Source organism: Rahnella variigena (assembly GCF_003610915.1).
In the GTDB taxonomy this organism is placed as follows: Bacteria; Pseudomonadota; Gammaproteobacteria; order Enterobacterales; family Enterobacteriaceae; genus Rahnella; species Rahnella variigena.
In genome coordinates this window covers 2,257,497-2,276,652 of sequence record NZ_NSDJ01000001.1, presented here as the reverse complement: position 1 = coordinate 2,276,652, position 19,156 = coordinate 2,257,497, and the positions used below count along the sequence as shown (strand labels likewise).

18 protein-coding genes are annotated in these 19,156 nt (G+C 57.2%); 16 read left to right on the top strand and 2 right to left on the bottom strand.

Going from position 1 to position 19,156, the window contains the following annotated elements:
• The first annotated feature begins 295 nt into the window (after positions 1–295).
• From rutA to CKQ54_RS10475, 16 genes are all read left to right on the top strand, one after another.
• Positions 296–1,387, top strand: a complete 1,092-nt coding sequence (rutA, locus tag CKQ54_RS10550) for a pyrimidine utilization protein A (RefSeq protein ID WP_095921289.1) — start codon at positions 296–298, stop codon at positions 1,385–1,387.
• Complete coding sequence (gene rutB, locus CKQ54_RS10545; RefSeq protein ID WP_208644588.1) at positions 1,384–2,136, top strand: pyrimidine utilization protein B; 753 nt, start codon at positions 1,384–1,386, stop codon at positions 2,134–2,136. The genes rutA and rutB overlap by 4 nt, the downstream gene beginning before the upstream one ends.
• A gap of 26 nt (positions 2,137–2,162) precedes the next feature.
• Positions 2,163–2,549, top strand: coding sequence for a pyrimidine utilization protein C (gene rutC / locus CKQ54_RS10540; protein WP_113878315.1), 387 nt, complete (start codon positions 2,163–2,165; stop codon positions 2,547–2,549).
• A gap of 42 nt (positions 2,550–2,591) precedes the next feature.
• Complete coding sequence (gene rutD, locus CKQ54_RS10535) at positions 2,592–3,431, top strand: pyrimidine utilization protein D (RefSeq protein WP_120160550.1); 840 nt, start codon at positions 2,592–2,594, stop codon at positions 3,429–3,431.
• The gene (locus CKQ54_RS10530; RefSeq protein WP_120160548.1) at positions 3,416–4,006 is read left to right on the top strand and encodes a malonic semialdehyde reductase; all 591 of its coding nucleotides are present in this window, start codon (positions 3,416–3,418) and stop codon (positions 4,004–4,006) included. Before rutD ends, CKQ54_RS10530 begins: the two co-directional genes overlap by 16 nt.
• A 70-nt stretch (positions 4,007–4,076) precedes the next feature.
• Complete coding sequence (gene rutF, locus CKQ54_RS10525; protein WP_425272809.1) at positions 4,077–4,661, top strand: NADH-dependent FMN reductase RutF; 585 nt, start codon at positions 4,077–4,079, stop codon at positions 4,659–4,661.
• A gap of 34 nt (positions 4,662–4,695) precedes the next feature.
• Positions 4,696–6,042: a pyrimidine utilization transport protein G gene (gene rutG / locus CKQ54_RS10520; RefSeq protein WP_112291215.1), complete on the top strand. Its 1,347-nt coding sequence runs from the start codon at positions 4,696–4,698 to the stop codon at positions 6,040–6,042.
• A gap of 255 nt (positions 6,043–6,297) precedes the next feature.
• Positions 6,298–7,938: a TIGR04028 family ABC transporter substrate-binding protein gene (locus tag CKQ54_RS10515; protein ID WP_120160546.1), complete on the top strand. Its 1,641-nt coding sequence runs from the start codon at positions 6,298–6,300 to the stop codon at positions 7,936–7,938.
• A 16-nt stretch (positions 7,939–7,954) separates the two neighbouring features.
• Positions 7,955–8,914: an ABC transporter permease gene (locus CKQ54_RS10510; RefSeq protein WP_113878311.1), complete on the top strand. Its 960-nt coding sequence runs from the start codon at positions 7,955–7,957 to the stop codon at positions 8,912–8,914.
• A complete protein-coding gene (locus CKQ54_RS10505; RefSeq protein WP_120160544.1) occupies positions 8,911–9,774 on the top strand; it encodes an ABC transporter permease in 864 nt (287 codons plus the stop codon). The genes CKQ54_RS10510 and CKQ54_RS10505 overlap by 4 nt, the downstream gene beginning before the upstream one ends.
• Complete coding sequence (locus CKQ54_RS10500) at positions 9,771–11,390, top strand: dipeptide ABC transporter ATP-binding protein (protein ID WP_120160542.1); 1,620 nt, start codon at positions 9,771–9,773, stop codon at positions 11,388–11,390. Before CKQ54_RS10505 ends, CKQ54_RS10500 begins: the two co-directional genes overlap by 4 nt.
• 41 nt (positions 11,391–11,431) lie before the next feature.
• Positions 11,432–12,493: a putative FMN-dependent luciferase-like monooxygenase gene (locus CKQ54_RS10495; RefSeq protein ID WP_120160540.1), complete on the top strand. Its 1,062-nt coding sequence runs from the start codon at positions 11,432–11,434 to the stop codon at positions 12,491–12,493.
• On the top strand, positions 12,490–13,599 hold the full coding sequence (locus CKQ54_RS10490) for an alkylhydroperoxidase domain protein (RefSeq protein WP_120160538.1): 1,110 nt from the start codon (positions 12,490–12,492) through the stop codon (positions 13,597–13,599). The genes CKQ54_RS10495 and CKQ54_RS10490 overlap by 4 nt, the downstream gene beginning before the upstream one ends.
• Entirely contained in the window at positions 13,592–14,452 is an 861-nt protein-coding gene (locus CKQ54_RS10485; RefSeq protein WP_120160536.1) for a VOC family protein, read from the top strand. Before CKQ54_RS10490 ends, CKQ54_RS10485 begins: the two co-directional genes overlap by 8 nt.
• Before the next feature lie 322 nt (positions 14,453–14,774).
• A complete protein-coding gene (locus tag CKQ54_RS10480) occupies positions 14,775–16,256 on the top strand; it encodes a sugar ABC transporter ATP-binding protein (RefSeq protein WP_120160535.1) in 1,482 nt (493 codons plus the stop codon).
• Between the two features lie 8 nt (positions 16,257–16,264).
• Positions 16,265–17,263: an ABC transporter permease gene (locus CKQ54_RS10475; RefSeq protein ID WP_369964713.1), complete on the top strand. Its 999-nt coding sequence runs from the start codon at positions 16,265–16,267 to the stop codon at positions 17,261–17,263.
• Between the two features lie 631 nt (positions 17,264–17,894).
• On the opposite strand, the gene CKQ54_RS10465 is transcribed toward CKQ54_RS10475, so the two are convergent.
• Both CKQ54_RS10465 and CKQ54_RS10460 read right to left on the bottom strand, forming a co-directional pair.
• Positions 17,895–18,434: a GNAT family N-acetyltransferase gene (locus tag CKQ54_RS10465; RefSeq protein ID WP_120160531.1), complete on the bottom strand. Its 540-nt coding sequence runs from the start codon at positions 18,432–18,434 to the stop codon at positions 17,895–17,897.
• A 24-nt stretch (positions 18,435–18,458) separates the two neighbouring features.
• Complete coding sequence (locus tag CKQ54_RS10460) at positions 18,459–19,028, bottom strand: helix-turn-helix domain-containing protein (protein ID WP_120160529.1); 570 nt, start codon at positions 19,026–19,028, stop codon at positions 18,459–18,461.
• Positions 19,029–19,156: the final 128 nt, after the last annotated feature.

Here is a 19,156-nt window from a genome sequence, read left to right as displayed (position 1 = left end):
AAGGATTATAAATTTAACAATTTTGCACCATTTATGCTCAATCCTGCCTGATAAACGTGCAGTTATTTTTGACCAGATGGTCTGAAACAGACCGTTTGCTCCACCAAAATTTCGGACTTGTTTTTAACCTGCTGATAATCATCATGATTTAAAAACTGGCATCCGCTTTGCAATAACCTTTCCGTCAGGAGATTTCAGCACGGTGCAATTCGGAACCCGCAGGACGCACTCAAGCCGCGCAGAGATTTTCGCAAGCCCTTGTTTTGGTACTTATTATTTTCAATCGAGGTGAGCTATGAAAATCGGTGTCTTTATTCCTATCGGCAACAACGGCTGGTTAATTTCAGAAACTGCGCCGCAGTACAAACCGACCTTCGAACTGAACAAAACTATCGTGCAGAAAGCGGAGCACTACCATTTCGATTTCGCGCTGTCGATGATCAAACTGCGCGGCTTCGGTGGCAAAACCGAATTTTGGGAACACAACATGGAGTCATTCACGCTGATGGCCGGTCTTGCCGCCGTGACCTCCCGCATCCAGCTTTACGCCACCGCCGCCACGCTCGTGATGCCTCCGGCGATCGTGGCGCGCATGGCTGCCACTATCGACTCAATCTCTAATGGCCGTTTCGGCGTGAATGTCGTCACCGGCTGGCAGAAACCAGAATACGAACAAATGGGCATGTGGCCGGGCGACGACTATTTCACCCGCCGCTATGACTACCTGACCGAATACGTCAGCGTTCTGCGCGACCTGTGGGGCACCGGCCACTGCACGCTCGACGGCGAGTTCTTCAAAATGGACGACTGCCGCGTCAGCCCCCGTCCGCAGAGCGAAATGAAAGTGATCTGCGCAGGCCAGAGCGATGCCGGCATGGCGTTCTCCGCCAAACACGCCGACTTCAACTTCTGCTTCGGTAAAGGCGTTAACACGCCGACCGCCTTTGCGCCAACCGCTGCGCGCATGAAAACGGCGGCAGAAGCTGAAAACCGCGACGTGTCCTCTTATGTCCTGTTTATGGTGATTGCCGACGAAACCGATGCCGCTGCCCGTGCCAAATGGGAGTTATATAAAGACGGTGCCGATGCCGATGCGCTGGCGTGGCTCACCGATCAGAGCAGCAAAGACACCAAATCCGGAGCCGATACCAACGTCCGCCAGATGGCTGATCCAACTTCTGCGGTCAATATCAACATGGGCACACTGGTGGGTTCTTACGCCAGCGTCGCCAGAATGCTCGATGAAATCGACACCGTGCCTGGCGCAGGCGGCGTGCTGCTGACCTTTGATGATTTTGTGCAAGGCATTGAAAACTTCGGCCGTTACATCCAGCCATTAATGAAAACCCGCCAGCACATCGGCACTGAGCAGAAAGAGGTCGCATGATGAACGTCGTTGAGAATCAAACTGTGGTCCGCCGTGAACCCCAAAATACCGGCGAGGAAACGATCCTCACAGCACGTCCTGAAGCCATTGCTTTCACGCCGCAACAAACGGCGCTGATCGTGGTGGATATGCAAAACGCCTATGCCTCACAGGGCGGTTATCTGGATCTGGCGGGCTTTGACGTTTCCGCCACCGCGCCGGTGATTGCCAATATCAAAGTGGCGATTGCTGCCGCCCGTGCCGCCGGTATCAAAGTGATTTTCTTCCAGAACGGCTGGGACAACCAGTATGTCGAAGCTGGCGGTGCCGGTTCGCCGAACTTCCATAAATCCAACGCACTGAAAACTATGCGCAAGCGCCCGGAACTGATGGGTAAACTGCTGGCGAAAGGCGACTGGGATTATGAACTGGTCGACGAACTTCAGCCGCAACCTGGCGACATTGTGTTGCCCAAACCGCGCTACAGCGGCTTCTTCAATACCCAGCTCGACAGCCTGCTGCGCAGTTACGGTATTCATCATCTGGTCTTCACCGGCATCGCCACCAACGTGTGCGTCGAATCCACGCTGCGCGACGGGTTCTTTCTGGAATATTTCGGCGTAGTGCTGGAAGACGCCACCCATCAGGCCGGACCGGAATTCGCGCAAAAAGCCGCGATTTATAACATCGAAACCTTCTTTGGCTGGGTCTCCAGCGTGCGCAATTTCTGCGACGCCGTAGGCTACAACACTGAACAAAACGCGGCCTGACCGCTTTCTGAAAAGGACGATTAACCATGCCTAAAAGCGCCATTATTCCGGCTGGCAGCGGCGTTCCGCTGGCACCTTTTGTTCCGGGCACTCTCGCCGATGGCGTGGTGTATGTTTCCGGCACCCTGCCGTTTGATAAAGATAATAACGTGGTGCATGTCGGCGATGCCGCCGCGCAAACCCGTCATGTGCTGGAGATCATCAAAAGCGTGATCGAAACCGCAGGCGGCACCATGGATGACGTCACCATGAACTCGATTTTCATCACCGACTGGGCAAATTACGGCGCAGTGAATCAGGTGTATGCCGAATATTTTCCGGGAGAAAAACCAGCACGTTTCTGCATTCAGTGCGGGCTGGTGAAACCGGATGCGCTGATCGAAATCGCGTCCATCGCCCATATCGGCAAATAATCCGTGCGATGGAACCTGTCCTGAACTCCCTGAGGTAGCAGCATGTATTACAAGATACTGGGTAAGAAAAATGCTGATGCAGAAACCGTCGTACTTTCTTCCGGCCTCGGCGGTTCCGGCGGCTTCTGGCAGCCACAGCTGGCGATGCTCGCGGAACATTTTCGCGTAGTGGTTTACGATCAGCACGGTACCGGCATCAGTCAGGGCACGGTGCCCGCCGGTTACCGCATGGAAGACATGGCCGATGAGCTGGCAGGCATGCTCAACGAGCTGGAAATCAGCCGCTGTCATCTGGTCGGTCACGCTCTCGGCGGCATTATCGGCCTGCATCTTGCCCTGCGATATCCGGCATTGCTGCAAAGTCTGGTGGTGATTAACGGCTGGACGAAGCTCGACAGCCAGACGCGGCGCTGTTTTGAAGTGCGGCAGAATCTGCTGCTCAACAGCGGCGTGGATGCCTATGTGCAGGCGCAACCGCTGTTTCTGTATCCGGGTGACTGGCTTTCTGAACATGAGGCGTTATTGCAGGAAGAGCGCCAGCATCAGGTGGCGCATTTTCAGGGGATGGAAAACCTGCTGCACCGTTTGCAGGCGCTGATGGATTCGGACCTGACGGACAGCCTGGGTCAGGTGATTGCCCCGACGCTGGCCTTCAGCGCTAAAGACGATTTGCTGGTGCCGTGGTCGCGGTCGGTGGATCTGGCTTCCCGCCTGCCCCAGGGCGAACACACACAAATGCTGTACGGCGGCCATGCCATGAGCGTGACCGACCCGGAAACCTTTAACCCGATTTTACTGGACTGGCTGCGGCGGCATTCAGCGCAAGCGCCCGCTACGCCGTCCGGTCACCTGCCCACGGAGACATCATGGCCGAAGCATTAACCGCCAACGCACTGGCGACTTTATTCACCGAAGCCCGCACCCACAATGGCTGGCTGGATAAACCGGTGACCGGCGAACAGCTGAGAACGATTTACGAACTGGCGCGCATGGGCCCGACCTCGGCCAACTGCAGCCCGGTGCGCATCGTGTTTATACAGAGTCAGGAAGCGAAAGAAAAACTGGCTCCTGCGCTTTCGGGCGGCAATCTGAAAAAAACGATGACCGCACCGGTGACGGCGATCATTGCCTGGGACCCGGAATTCTACGAATTGCTGCCCGAACTGTATCCGTCCGGCGATGCCCGTTCGTGGTTCACCTCCAGCCCGCAACTGGCGCAGGATACGGCGTTTCGCAACAGCAGTTTGCAGGCCGCGTATCTGATCATGGCCTGTCGCTCGCTCGGCCTGGACACCGGCGCAATGTCCGGTTTTGACAATGTCAGGGTCGATGAAACGTTTCTGGCGCAGGAAGGCTGGAAATCTAATTTTCTGATCAACATCGGTTACGGCGACAGCAGCAAAGTGTATCCCCGTGCGCCGCGCCTTGATTTCAACCGCGCCTGCCGTGTGCTGTAAGCATCACTGAATAAATTCTGAGGACATGACCATGCAATCCACCCTGAACGCCACATTGTCTGCGACCGATATGCCCGTCGTTGAGAAACAAGTCGCTGTTGAAAAACAAGCCACTGTCGAGAAACAAGCCGCCGTTGAGAAACAAGCCGCTGTGGAGAAACAAGCCGCCGTTGAAAAACAAGAGTATCGCGATGCGATGGCGCGGCTTGGTTCTGCCGTCAATATCATCACTACCGACGGCCCCGGCGGACGTGCAGGTTTCACCGCCTCTGCAGTGTGCAGCGTGACCGATACGCCGCCGACATTGCTGGTGTGCCTGAACCGCTCAGCATCCGTGCATTCAGCGTTTACGCAAAATCAGGTGCTGTGCGTAAACACGCTGGCTGATTGTCATGAGTCACTGTCCAATTTATTCGGCGGAAAAACGCCAATGGAACAACGCTTTGATGCCGCCGAATGGGCGCGTCTCGCCACGGGTTCGCCCATCCTCACCGACGCGCTGGTGTCGTTTGACTGCAAAGTCACACAAATCACCCGCGTCGGCACCCATGACATCCTGATTTGTGAAGCCGTTGCATTGCGACGCAACGACGACAGCCACGGACTGGTGTATTTCGACCGGCGCTATCACCCGCTGATGCGTCAGATAGCCTGATAACTCAATCCTCTCAACTTAGTAAGGGTCGTGCATGGCAAATACCTGGTTTCCACAATGGCGTAAAAGAGAAGGCAATCTGGATGGCGCGGTGATCGCACCGGATGAACGACTGCCGTTCGGATCGACAGTGATCATGGGGCTGCAACATACGGTGGCAATGTTTGGTGCCACCGTCTTAATGCCCTTGCTGATGGGTTTTGACGCCAACATGGCGATTTTGATGTCGGGCATCGGTACCCTGCTGTTCTTCCTGGTCGTCGGCGGGCGTGTGCCCAGTTATCTCGGTTCCAGCGCTGCGTTTGTCGGGCTGGTGATCGCGGTGACCGGCTACAGCGGCCACGGCGCCAACCCGAATATCGGCGTGGCGCTGGGCGGTATTATTGCCTGCGGCGTGGTTTATACGCTGATCGGTTTTGTGGTGATGGCGGTCGGCACGCGCTGGATTGAACGCCTGATGCCGCCGGTCGTCACCGGTGCGGTGGTGATGGCGATCGGCCTGAACCTCGCGCCGATTGCCATTAACAGCGTATCGGCTTCTTCATTCGACAGCTGGATGGCGGTGATGACCGTGCTGTGTATCGGCTCAGTGGCGGTGTTCACCCGCGGTCTGGTGCAGCGTCTTTTGCTGCTGCTCGGGCTGGTGGCGGCATATCTGATTTACATGGTGATCACTAACGGACTCGGACTCGGTACTCCGGTGGATTTCAGCGCTGTGGCACAAGCGCCATGGTTTGGCGTGCCGGCCATCACCACGCCGGTATTCAGCTCTCACGCCATGCTGATGATTGCACCGGTGGCGGTGATTCTGGTGGCGGAAAACCTCGGCCACATTAAAGCGGTGGCTGGCATGACCGGCAAAAACCTGGATCCCTACATGGGTCGCGCCTTTGTCGGTGACGGTCTGGCGACCTTACTTTCCGCCTCGGCGGGCGGTACCGGCGTCACCACCTACGCAGAAAACATCGGCGTGATGGCCGTGACTAAAATCTACTCCACGCTGATTTTTGTCGCCGCCGCCCTCGTTGCCATCGTGTTGGGCTTCTCGCCCAAATTTGGTGCACTGATCCACACCATTCCGGGGCCGGTACTCGGTGGCGCGTCGATTGTGGTGTTTGGATTAATCGCCGTGGCCGGTGCGCGTATCTGGGTACAAAATCAGGTGGATCTGGGACTTAACGGCAATCTGATCATGGTGGCGGTCACGCTGGTACTGGGCGCAGGCAACTTTACCCTGAGCCTGGGCGGTTTCAGCATGGGCGGCATTGGCACGGCGACCTTCGGTGCGATTTTGCTGAATGCCTTCCTGAGCCGCAGCAAACAGGTAAAAACACAGCCTGAAATAAAAACTGGCACAGAAGCTGCATTAAAAGATCACTGACGACCTCAGTTTCTCCTTAGCTCATCATTTTTGATGATCGCCAGCGGTTATCCGGTCCACCCGTCCGGATTAGCCGCTGGTTTTTTTCTTTCTGCCTCCCGCCCATTTTCCCTAATGCCGTTTCCAGCTAACGATTGCAAAATTCCTTCGTTCACCTCCCCCTTAAATTGGTTTGTTATGGGCTCAGCACTTTCGTTCTAAGAACGCATAAGTCATTCACCTGCCATCACACCAAATAAGAAAAAGGGTTTAACGATGAAGAACATTCGCCGGATTAACGCGGTTACCCGCGCACTGGCTTTAGGGGCACTTCTCACCAGCACGTTTTCCGCCATCGCCGCTGACGGCACACCGGTTCAGGGCGGCACCCTGATTTATCTCGAGCAACAAGCGCACACCAACCTGTATCCGCCCGCAGGCGGCTTCTATCCCAACGGCGGCATACTGAATCAGATCACCGATAAACTGACCTATCAGAATCCGAAGACGCTGGAGATTGAGCCTTGGATCGCCGAATCCTGGTCTTTCAATGCCGATAAAACCGAATACACATTCAAGCTGCGTCCGGGCGTGACCTTCTCCGACGGCACGCCGCTGGACGCCAGCGCGGTCGCAAAAAACTTTGATACTTACGGTCTGGGCAATAAAGAGCATCACCTGCCGGTTTCCGAAGTCATCAACAATTACGACCACAGCGAAGTGGTTGATCCGCTGACCGTGAAGTTCTATTTCAAAAAATCCTCGCCGGGTTTCCTGCAGGGCACCGCGACGATTGGCTCCGGTCTGGTGTCGCTGAGCACGCTGGATCGTAACTTTGATGCCCTGGGCGACGCCACGCATATCATCGGTTCCGGCCCGTTTGTGGTCAGCAAAGAAACGCTGGGACGTGAAGTCGATCTGACGGCGCGGAAGGATTACAACTGGGGGCCGAAAAATCTCAAACAGCAGGGTCGCGCCAATCTTGACGGCATCAAAGTGATCGTCACCGGCGAAGACAGCGTGCGTATCGGCGCGCTGCTGGCGGGTCAGGCTGATTTCATCCGTCAGGTTCAGGCCTATGACGAGAAACAGGCCAAAGACCAGAACTTCCCGATTTATGCCGCGCCGACCAAAGGCGTTAACGACAGCATTTCGTTCCGCCCGGACAACGCGCTGGTGTCGGATCTGAAAGTGCGTCAGGCGCTGCTGCACGCCACCAACAGCAAACAGGTTGTCGACACGCTGTTCTCGCCAAACTATCCGCAGGCCACGTCTGTGATTGCCAAAACGGCGGCCGGTTATGTCGATCTGAGTAACAAACTGACTTACGACCCGACGCTGTCCAAAAAGCTGCTGGATGAAGCGGGCTGGAAACCGGGCCCGAACGGCATTCGTCAGAAAGACGGCAAAACGCTGTCGCTGACTATTTATGAATCCCTGCCACAGCCGCAGAACAAAGAAGTGTTGCAGCTGGTGTCCCAGCAATGGAGCCAGGTCGGCGCGAAGCTGAATATTCTGGCGGGCGATGCGGGCAGCCGCGTGGCGGATAACCTCGATCCCGAGAAAACCCCGGCCAACGTGGTGGAAGTCGGACGTGCCGATCCGGACGTGATCAAAAGCTCCTTCTACCCGACTAACCGCGATGCGCTGCTGCAAAAAGGTGGCCTGAGCAGCAAAGTGAAAAGCTTCCGCGACGACAAACTTAACGATCTGCTGACTGCAATCTCTGCCGAAGTCGATCCGAAAAAACGTCTGGCACTGACCGGCGACGTGCAGAACTACCTGCTCGATCAGGCATACGTGATTCCCATTTTCGAAGAGCCGCAGGTGTTTGCCGGTGCGCCATATTTCAAAGGCGTGAGCTTTGAAGCGGTCGGGCGTCCGAGCTTCTACGGCGCATGGCTGGAAAAGCATTAACAGACGGGAGTCAATCATGAGCCGATACGTAAGCGGTCGATTCGGGCAGGCATTGCTGGTGCTGTGGGCGGCGTTTACCGTCTCCTTCATCCTGCTGCAGGTGCTCCCCGGCGACGCGATTCTGATTAAATTCCAGAACCCGGACATGGGATTAAGCCCGGCGCAGATTGCCGATATGCGCGCTGCGTACGGCGCCGATGTGCCGGTCTGGCAACAATATCTGCATACGCTGGGTAATTTCCTGCGCGGGGATCTGGGCTATTCGATTCAGGCTGGCGTACCGGTCACCGAATTACTCAGCAGCAACTTTCCGCCGACGCTGCGTCTGGCACTGATTGGTTTCGCACTGGCCGCCGTGGTGGCCTTTGCGCTGGCATTTCTTTCCAGCCTGCTGCATTTCGGCTGGCTGAAAAATGCCTTACAGGCAGTGCCGTCGCTGTTTATTTCCATTCCCACCTTCTGGCTGGGCATCGCGCTGATTCAGTTCTTTTCGTTCCACCTGCGCTGGATCCCGGTGATCAATCCGGGCGAATGGGTCGGGCTGATTTTGCCGATTATCACGCTGGCGGTGCCGATTTCCGCGCCGCTGGCGCAGATCCTCATCCGCAGCATTGATCAGGTGCAAACACAACCGTTCGTCGCCGTCGCCCGTGCCAAAGGCGCCAGCCGCAGCGGCGTATTGTGGCGACATGTGGCGCGCAACGCCCTGCTTCCGGCGCTTACCATTGCCGGTTTGCTGTTTGGCGAACTGATTGCGGGAGCACTGATCACCGAAACTGTCTTCGGTCTTAACGGCCTCGGACAACTGACCCAGCAGGCAGTCAATAATCAGGATGTCGCGGTATTGCAGGCGATTGTGGTGATTTCCGCCGCCGCCTTTGTCGGCATCAATTTACTGGTCGATTTGCTGTATCCGCTTCTCGATCCGCGCCTTAAAGCTTCTGCTTCTAAAAACTCACGGGGAGCCACCGCATGAGCAGCTTACCGCTTGGCAAAAGCACGCTTTCATTACCGCTCACACAGCGCCGCCGCTGGAAACCGGCCCGCCTGCAACCGGGATTAATCCTTGCGTGGCTGGTGATGGCGACCGTCATTTTGTGGGCGATTGCGCCTGGTTTATTTACGGATTACAGCGGCACCGAAGGGATTGCGGGTGCACAGCGTCTTGCGCCGCAGGCCGGACACTGGCTGGGCACGGATCAGCTTGGCCGCGATGTGTACGCGCGTATTGTCTACGGCGCATCGCATTCACTTTCCGGCGCGCTGGTCGCCGTGGCGCTCGGGCTGGTATTCGGTACCGCACTTGGTCTCGCAGCCGGTGCCAGCGGCGGTCTGGTGGATGCCATTGTCATGCGCATCAACGACGTATTGCTGTCCATCCCCGGCCTGCTGCTGTCGCTGAGCGTGATTATTTTGCTTGGTTTCGGCACGGTTCATGCGGCGATTGCCGTCGGTGTGACGTCGGTTGCTAACTTCGCCAGACTGGCACGTGCTGAAGTGGTGCTGGTGCGTCACAGCGATTACGTCGAAGCCGCTTATGGCAGCGGCGGTTCTTTCTTCTCTGTTTTGTGGCGACACATTTTGCCCAACTCGCTGACCTCGGTGATTGCCTTTTCCGCACTGCAATTCGGCAGCGCGATCCTGGCGATTTCCACCCTGAGTTTTCTCGGTTACGGCACACCGCCGCCGACGCCGGAATGGGGTTTACTGATTGCCGAAGGCCGTAACTACATTTCCACCGCCTGGTGGCTGACCACATTCCCCGGCGTGGTCGTGGTGTTAGTGGTGCTTTCGGCCAACCGCATCAGCCAGTCATTACGCAGGAGAACGCGATGAACGCACAGGCCACTTTTACGCATGAGGCTCCGCCGGTTCTCGAACTGGAAAACGTGTCAATTGCCTACGACGGCAAACCGGTGGTGCATAACGTATCGTTTACGATTAACGCCGGAGAAGTGCTGGCGCTGGTCGGCGAATCCGGCTCAGGGAAAACCACCACCGCACAGGCGATTATTGGCCTGCTGGCGGAAAACGGCCATATCGAACAGGGCGAAATTCGCCTGAACGGCACGGACATCAGCCAGTGGTCGCAGCGCCGTCTGGATGCCCTGCGCGGCGCGCGCATCAGCCTGATACCGCAGGATCCGACCAGTTCGCTGGATCCGGTGAAAACCATCGGTTCGCAGGTGGCGGAAATTCTTGATATCCATCAGCGACTGCCGCGTGTGCAGCGCGACGCCCGCGTGGTGGAGCTGCTTTCCCGCGTTGGCCTGTCACATCCTGAGCAGCGGGCTAAACAGTATCCGCATGAACTTTCCGGCGGCATGAAACAGCGCGTTTTAATTGCCATCGCAATTGCGCTGCAACCGGCGCTGATCATCGCCGATGAGCCAACCAGCGCACTGGATGTCACGGTGCAAAAACGCATTCTGGATCTGATCGACGAACTGCGCCGTGAATTCGGTACGGCCGTGTTGCTGGTGACGCATGACCTGGCGATTGCCGCTGAACGCGCCGACCGGTTACTGGTATTCCGTCACGGCAAAGTGCAGGAACAGGGCATCACCCGCGAGGTGCTGGATGCGCCGAAAAGTGATTACACCCGCCAGCTGTTCGCCGATGTCCCTGCCCTTTCCGGCCGTCACCGTGCGCAACTTCGCACGGCGGAATCTCCGGTGCTGGTGGTCGAAAACATCACCCATGATTTCACGCTGGGGGGCAAAAACCAGGCGGCGTTCCGCGCTGTAGATCATGTGTCATTTAGTATTCCGCGCGGTACCACGCATTCGCTGGTCGGCGAATCCGGCTCCGGCAAAACCACGCTGGCGCGCATTCTGCTCGGTTTTCAGAAACCGGACAGCGGACGCGTGCTGATTGACGGCGAAGACATCACGCGCCTGAAAGGCGAAGCCCTGCGTCAGCTGCGCAGGAAAATCCAGCTGGTGTATCAGAACCCGTTCGCTTCACTCGATCCGTCACAAACGCTGTTCAAAGTGATCGAAGAACCGCTGCTGAATTTCGAAAAGATTCCCGCTGCCGTGCGCCGTGAACGGGTGCTGGATATCGCCCGCCGCGTGGCGCTGCCGGAAGAATTACTCAGCCGCAAACCGCGTGAACTGTCCGGCGGACAGCGCCAGCGGGTGGCGATTGCGCGCGCATTAATTTTAGAGCCGAAAGTGCTGATCCTTGATGAAGCGACGTCGGCGCTCGACGTCACCGTGCAGGCGCAAATCCTGACGTTGCTTTCACAGTTACAGGATTCACTCGGCCTGACCTATTTGTTTATCTCGCACGATCTGGCAACCGTCCGGCAAATCTCGCACAGCGTCTCGGTGTTAAACCGGGGACAGCAGGTGGATTCCGGCGACGTGGAAGACGTTTTTGCCCTGCCTTCCAGCGATTACACCCGCCAGCTGATTGACGCCATACCCGGCCGCCATCGCGCCGCCTGAACCCGTACATGAAAGCCCGTACAGAAAAAAAGAGGGACATTATGAGCAGTAAACGTCTTGGATTCTTCACCCGCCTGCTGGACAACACCAGCGCGCAGGAACGTTACCGGCTGGCGACCGAGCAAATTATTCACGCCGAACAGTTAGGCTTTGATTCCGCGTGGGTCGCGCAGCACCATTTTCACGAGGCCGAAGGCGGCCTGCCTGCGCCGCTGGTTTTCCTCGCGCAGGTGGCAGCGCATACCCGCTTTATCCGTCTCGGCACCGGCGTGATCACGCTGCCGATGGAAAACGCATTGCGCGTTGCCGAAGACACCGCCGTGCTGGATTTACTCTCCGGCGGACGGCTTGAAATCGGTTTAGGCTCGGGCGGTACGCCGACGTCATTCCCGCCGTTCGGGCTGGAAAGTCAGGATCGCGGCAAGGCCTTTGGCAACAATCTGCAAACCCTGCTCACCGCCTGGCGCGGCGAACCGCTGGCAGGCACCGATAACCGTTTATATCCGGCCGCTCCGCAACTGGCGAACCGTATCTGGCAGGCGACGTTCTCGGTGGACGGCGGCGCACGTGCCGGTAAATCCGGTGACGGCCTGATGCTTTCGCGCACCCAGCCACGTCCGCAAGATGCGCCAGATTTACGTCTCGATGAACTGCAAAACCCGATTATCGATGCCTATCTGGATGCACTGCCGGAAGGCGTGACGCCGCGCATCATGGGATCGCGTACCGCATTCGTCACTGAAAACGGCGATGAAGCTCGTGAACTGGCGCAAAAAGGCTTACGCCGTCAGGCCGAAAACCACCGCGCCAGCGGGCAGATTGTGAAAGGCGATACGCTGGACGATTACATCCGCGCCTTCGACGTGCATCTCGGCACGGCGGCGCAGGTCACCGCGACGTTGCAGGCCGATACCGCCCTGGCACGTGTCACCGATCTGGCGTTTCAGGTGCATTCCATCGATCCGCCGCACCCTTACATTTTACGTTCTATCGAACTGATTGCCCGTCACGTTGCGCCCGCCCTCGGCTGGGTTCGCCGCACGCCGCAACGCCGTGTTTCCACCTCCACTGCCGACTCCTCATTCTCAAGGGAAGCCCTATGACTACCTATTCGACCGACCTGCTGGAAAAGCTGGCTGACATCGCCCCGGACTCGGCGCTGAAACAGGCTCGCGACACACGTGATGCCGCAACCCGTCACGCACAGGGCAGCTATGACGCGCTGTTTACCGAACAGGATGGCGTAGATTTTTCACTGGCTGAACGCCTGCGTTTAGCGCAAAACGTCGCGCGCTGGCATGGCGATTCGCAACTGACTAACCACTATTCCGAACGTTTGCAGGATTTGCCCGACATCGACGAAACTGCCCGTCTCGACGCTGCGCTGACGCACGGTGAACGCCTGAGTTTCAAACCTGCCAGCGCGACGCCGGCGCATTTGCAGGCACTGAAAAAAGCGGGCTGGTCGGCAGATGCGATTGTCACACTGTCGCAACTGATCGCTTTCGTCAGTTTCCAGAGCCGTGTGCTGCGCAGCTACCGGCTGATTGGCGGCAAGCCGGTAGAGAACGGCAGCAATAAACCGGTCGGTGCCGCATTCTGGCGCACCGAACCGAATACCCACAGCGGACGCGATGCACCACAGGCCTTTACCCAGGAAGAACTGGGCTGGGAGCCGTGGATACCGGCGAAAAAGCTGGAAGAATTTGATGAAGCCCAGCAGGCGATCCTGGCGAAATTCGGTCATACGGATTCCGACTATTTCCGCCTGTTAGGCCGCAATCTGCCGGTGCTCGAACAGCGCACGCTGACCGACAAAGGAATTTTCTACACCTCCGGCGGGCTGCCGCGCAAAGAGCGCGAACTCGCCGCCACCGTCGCCAGCAAAATCAACGGCTGTATTTACTGCGCATCGGTGCATTCGCGCAAAGCCAGCCAGCTTTCCAAACAGACGGAAGATATCCAGCGCCTGATCGACACCCCGCCGGGTGGCATTCTCAGCAAAGAACAATCTCCGCGCTGGCAGGCCGAAATTGATTTCGCCGCCGCGCTTTCCGCTACCCCACCGGTCGCCACTGAGCAGCACATTGCGGCGCTGCGCGAACAGGGTTTAGACGAACTTGAGATTGTCGATCTGGCGCAGTCTGCGGCGTTCTTCGCCTGGGCAAACCGTCTGATGTTAACGCTGGGAGAACCGTTTAATGACTGAAGCTCAACATCCGCAGCCCGTTCGCCCGCAGCTTGATCACGTGGTGATCAACGTCGCCGAACAGCTGAATCAGGCCGAACAGCAGTTCCGCCGCCTGGGATTCCATCTCACGACGCGTGGTCATCACTCGCTGGGATCCAGTAATCATCTGGCGATTTTCGGTGAAAACTATCTGGAACTGCTCGGCTATGAGCCGGGCAACGCGCACACCCGCAAAGACCTGTGGCAGGCGCCGCTTGGCCTGACCGGTCTGGTGTGGAAAACGCAGAATTCATCGGCGGTGTACGAACATCTGCAACAGCAAAACATTGCGGGTTCCGCACCGGCAGAATTCTTCCGCCCTGTGGCGCTCAACGATGGCACCTCGCCGAATGCGCGTTTCCGTACCGTACCGCTGGCCACTGGCCGCGTACCGAATGGCCGCAGTTTCTTCTGTCATCATCTGACGCCGGAACTGGTGTGGCGTAACGAATGGCAAAACCACCCGAACGCCGTTGCCGATATCACCGGCTTTGTGATTTCTGCGGCACATCCGCAGGACGCCGCAAAGGTCTATGGCGAGTTGTTTGGTGCCGCTGCACTGGAGATCAGACCGCAGGAAGTGATCCTGCGCGCGGGTCGCGCCACCGTCCGGTTTGTCACGCCGGAGCAAGCCACCGCTGAATTCGGCATTGTGCCGGAAGGCGAAAACGGCAGCGCACGGATGGTCGGACTGGAATTCGCCACCCGTTCGCTGGAGGCCGTACGGAATAGTTTGCGGGTGGGGGAAATTACATTCAGGGATGACGTTGATCTCGTGTCTGTCCGGGCAGCGGACGGGCTAGGGGTCGCGCTTAAATTCAGCGAGGAATGATCTGCTTTTAGCTCCTCCCCCTGCGAAGGGGGAGGCCGGGAGAGGGTTTTAAGTATTAACGCAAATGCCTGCGCGGTGACTTAACCCGCTGATTTGTCTTTAATACCCCACCCCAACCCTCCCCTTCGCAGGGGAGGGAGTCGATCGAGTTTCCGCTGAAGACTTTAGATCTTTTCGCTCTTAGTTATCACTTTTATTTTGTTGCTTAAATTCCCTGATATGTTAAAACTCTGCTACTGCGAGTCTTAGACGGCTAAACGTCTAAATACCCATCCGTCTATTTAATAAGGCCGAACGCCCAGTGACCACCTCCCTCCTTGAGATGCGCGATATCTCGATTTCATTTGCCGGTTTTCCTGCCCTGCGCCAGGTGGATTTCACGCTGGAAGGCGGCTCCGTCCATGCGTTAGTCGGCGCGAATGGCGCGGGGAAATCGACACTGATGGCGGTGCTTTCCGGCACGCATGAACATTACACCGGGCAGATCACTATCGACGGCAAAACCGCAAATATCCGCCTGCCGCATCATGCCCGCGAGCACGGGATTCATCTGGTGCAGCAGGAAGTGGACGTCGCGCTGGTGCCGACGCTGAACGTTGCCGAAAACATCATGCTCGACCGCCTTTCTGAACCGGGTCATCTGCATCACTGGCCGCAGCTTTACCGTCAGGCACAGTTACTGACCGAACAGCTTGGGCTGAACATCAACCTGCGGGCTCGCATCGAGAGCTGCACGCTGGCGGAAAAACAGCTGATTTTGCTGGCGCGGGCGTTATCGCATAAATGCCGGTTCCTGATCCTCGATGAGCCGACCGCCCCGCTCGATCAGGCGGAAAGTGCGCGTCTGTTCGCACTGGTACGCAAGCTGAAAGCCGCCGGAATGGCGATTGTGTTTATCTCGCACCGTATCCATGAACTGCGTGATATCTGCGACCGCATGACGGTGCTGCGCGACGGGCGTCTGGTCAGCGATGACAGCATGGACGGCCTGAGCAACGAGCACATTATCGAGAAAATGATCGGCCATCAGCTCGACGATATCTATCCACCGCGCCGTCCGCCGCACAGCGGTGAAACGCTGCTAAGCATTCACGGCATGCACGATAAAGACAAACTGCGCGATATCTCGCTGCGCCTGCATCGTGGCGAAATCCTCGGCATTGCCGGGCTGGCGGGTGCCGGAAAAACTGAACTGTGCAAGGCGCTGTTTGGCGCGACGCCGAGTCAGGTGGAAAGCGGTGAACTGAATGGCAAACCGTGGAAGCCGAAAGAGCCGCACCTTTCTGTCGAACAGGGGCTGGCGTTAGTGCCGGAAGAACGGCGCAAGGAAGGGATTTTCATTGATGAAAATATCCCGATGAACCTGAGTGTGACTGCCGATGACACTTTTTCGCGCTGGAGTATTTTCAACGCGCGCCAGTCACTGTCATGGGCAAAAGACATTATCAGCCGCTTAGGCATTCGCGCTTCCGGGCCAATGCAGAAGCTGGCACGGCTTTCCGGCGGCAACCAGCAAAAGGTCGCTATCGGAAAATGGCTGCGCAGCGAGAGTCAGGTGTTGATTTTCGACGAACCGACCAAAGGCGTAGACATCAAAGCCAAAACGGACGTGTTCAGGCTGATCGACGGCCTGGCGCAACAGGGAAAAGGCATTATTTATGCTTCCGGTGAGTTCGCCGAACTGGTCGGTTTATGCGACCGCATTCTGGTGTTGTGGGATGGCCGCATTGTGGCCGAACTCGACGCCGCTAACGTCGACGAAGAAACCTTATTAGTCTATTCAACCGGAGGAACACCCGCGTGAACAAAGCCGTGGTGAGTAAAGAAAGCGTGCCCGCAGCGAGTCAGCCGTGGCGTCATCAGCTGTTCGAGTTTTTGTATAAATGGGGCATGTTGCTGACCGTGGTATTGCTGATTGCCGGTTTTGGTGTGGCATCAGATAACTTCCTTGAGCCGTCGAATATCATCAACATTTTGCGTTCGATTGCCATCGTGACGGTGATTGCTATCGGCGTATCGATTTCACTGGCGGTCGGCGGCTTCGATTTATCCGTCGGGTCAACGGCGTCACTCGCCAATGCGCTGGTGATTTCGATGTTCGTCTGGCACGGTTTCGGCACCACCGAAGCGATACTGATCACGCTGGCGCTTTGTACGCTGGTCGGCCTGTTCAACGCTTTCCTTATCGTCATCCTGAAGATCCCTGACATGCTCGCCACCCTCGCCAGCCTGTTTGTGATTCAGGGCGCAGCGATGACCTACAGCTACGGCGGTTCGATCACTGAAAACATGTTACTGCCGAGCGGTGACATGGCCGAAGGCACGGTGCCCGCGGTGTTCAGCCTGCTCGGTCAGGTGCCGGTGATTGTCATCGTGATGGCCGTCGTGACCATTGCGGTACAACTGTTTATGTCGCTGACCAAACATGGCCGCCGCATGTACGCCATCGGCGGCAACCCGCTGGCCGCACGTCTGGCGGGGATCCGCACCGCACGTTACCGCGTGATTGCCTATGTGATGTCATCCGTTCTGGCCGGGGCTGGGGGTATTTTGCTGGCCTCACGTATCGGGTCTTCGCAGGTGAATGCCGGAGGCGGTTACCTGATGGACGCCGTTGCCGCCGCCTACATCGGTTTCTCGCTGGCAGGTTCCGGTAAACCGAATGCGCTGGGAACCCTGCTGGGCGCAGTCATTCTGGGCGTGCTGTCGAACGGACTGGTGATGTTGTCGGTGCCGTATTACGCGATGGATATCATCAAAGGGCTGGTGCTGGCGGTGGCGCTGGCGCTGACGTACATTCAGAAGAGATAGCAGAGGCCGCTGCTATATTTCGGCTTTTTTAAGGTCAACACCGTGGGTTGCCACCCACACTGGCTTAAAGGTCAAGGTCGTGGGCTCGCCGCCCACACCCACAAAACCTTGGGTTGCCACCCAAACTGGCCTCAAGGGGCGCCTGTCGCCGCACCCCTTGAGAATCCCGGGCTCTTACACTGCGCGCTTCGCTCGCTGGCTATGTTTCAGCAACCACCGCGACAGGCTGGAAATCTTGCCGCTGCGCGGTACCTTCATTTCGGGATTGCAGCCTTAGGTCTGCAACCTCTCATTCAGCAAGCTTTCTGAAACGCCCGCAGCATCTTAAATTCAAGGGCAGACAGTTTTTAGATTTCAAAATCAGTCAGGTTGTGAATTAAGAGCCTGAGGCCGGTTCCAAAATACCGCCGGACGAGAGGTGGAAAACCGCGCATCTTTTTGCGCGGGTTGTAACCCGATGGGAGGGAACCGCGCAGCGGCGGGATTTTGCGGCTATCACTGCGGCTGATGAAACATAGTCAGCGAGCGGAGCGTGCAGTGAAAGAGCCCGGGGGGTCTTGGGGGGCGGCGGCGATAGGCCGCCCCCCAAGTCGGTGTGGGCCGACGCCCACGGTTTTGACTTTAAAACATTTCACATCAGAACCTTATACATCACGCTCGTCGATTCCAGCATCCCTTCCGTTGACATCGCATAATGCGGGATCGTCCCGCTCAGGGCGAAGCCCAGATTTTCATACAACGTCTGTGCCGGACTGCCCGTCACCGTATCCAGCACCAGCAGGGTTTTGCCTTCTTCGCGTGCCAGCGCTTCGACCGACGTCATCAGCTGACGGGCGATCCCTTTACGGCGGCCGTCGGGGTGAACCATCAGTTTCACCACGTCACCGCGATGGATGCCGTTGGCGGGCTGATCGACCACCAGTTGCACAGTACCGGCAATTTTCCCTGCCACCCGCGCCACCAGCAGACGCTTTTCACCACGCTCAAAAGCCGGCAAAAGCTTTTGCCAGAAGGCCTGCGCCTGCACAAAACCAAAAGGCAAAATGAATCCGATACTTGCGCCGAGTGCGACGGATTGCATCAGCGTCTCCGCCAGCGCATCCAGATCCTCCGGCGTCAGCACGCCGCCCTGCACTTCGCTGATCACCACTTCTTCATTGCTGTTTTGCATGGGAATAGCCCTTTTCATCAGAGGTTAAGGACGTGAAATAACGATGACGTAACGGGCATCCTGCGGGCCGGGTACGTGAAAAGATGACGTGCCGTGAAGATGAAAACGCAGACAGTCTCCCGCTTCCAGCCGGTAACAGCGGCCATCGAGCGTGAATTCCAGCACGCCTTCCAGCATCCAGATATGCTGTTCGAGACCGTCAACCGGCGGGGAATCATACGAAATGGTCGCGCCTGATTTCAGCAAACCGGAAATCAGCTCAGCACGAAAACCGGGCGCAGGCGCGGATACCGAACGACGCTCAAAACCGGTTTCGCGATCATTCCAGACGGGTTGCTGCGCGCGGCGTATAAGCTCCGGCGGGTTATCTTCCAGCGCCATCAGCAAACGTGAAGTGGTCAGCCCGTAAGCCGCGCTCAGTTTGCCCAGCAAAGAAGCGGTCGGACTGGTTTCTGCCCGTTCCACCCGTGAAAGCGTGGCGCGGCTGATACCGGTCAGTTGCGCCAGTTGTTCAAGTGACCAGCCCTGCCCGATACGCAATTCTGCCAGACGCTCAGCCAGACGCAGATCGTGACTTTCCTGCCCTTCTTCCATTTCCTTACCCTGCGGTTAAATCTCAATATCGGGAAAATATCTCTGATATGAGAACATTGCAAGTTAAAATAATGTAGGAGAAAAGTATTAGGCAAGTTGTACAAAAATAATAAAGTTGTACAGCTTTG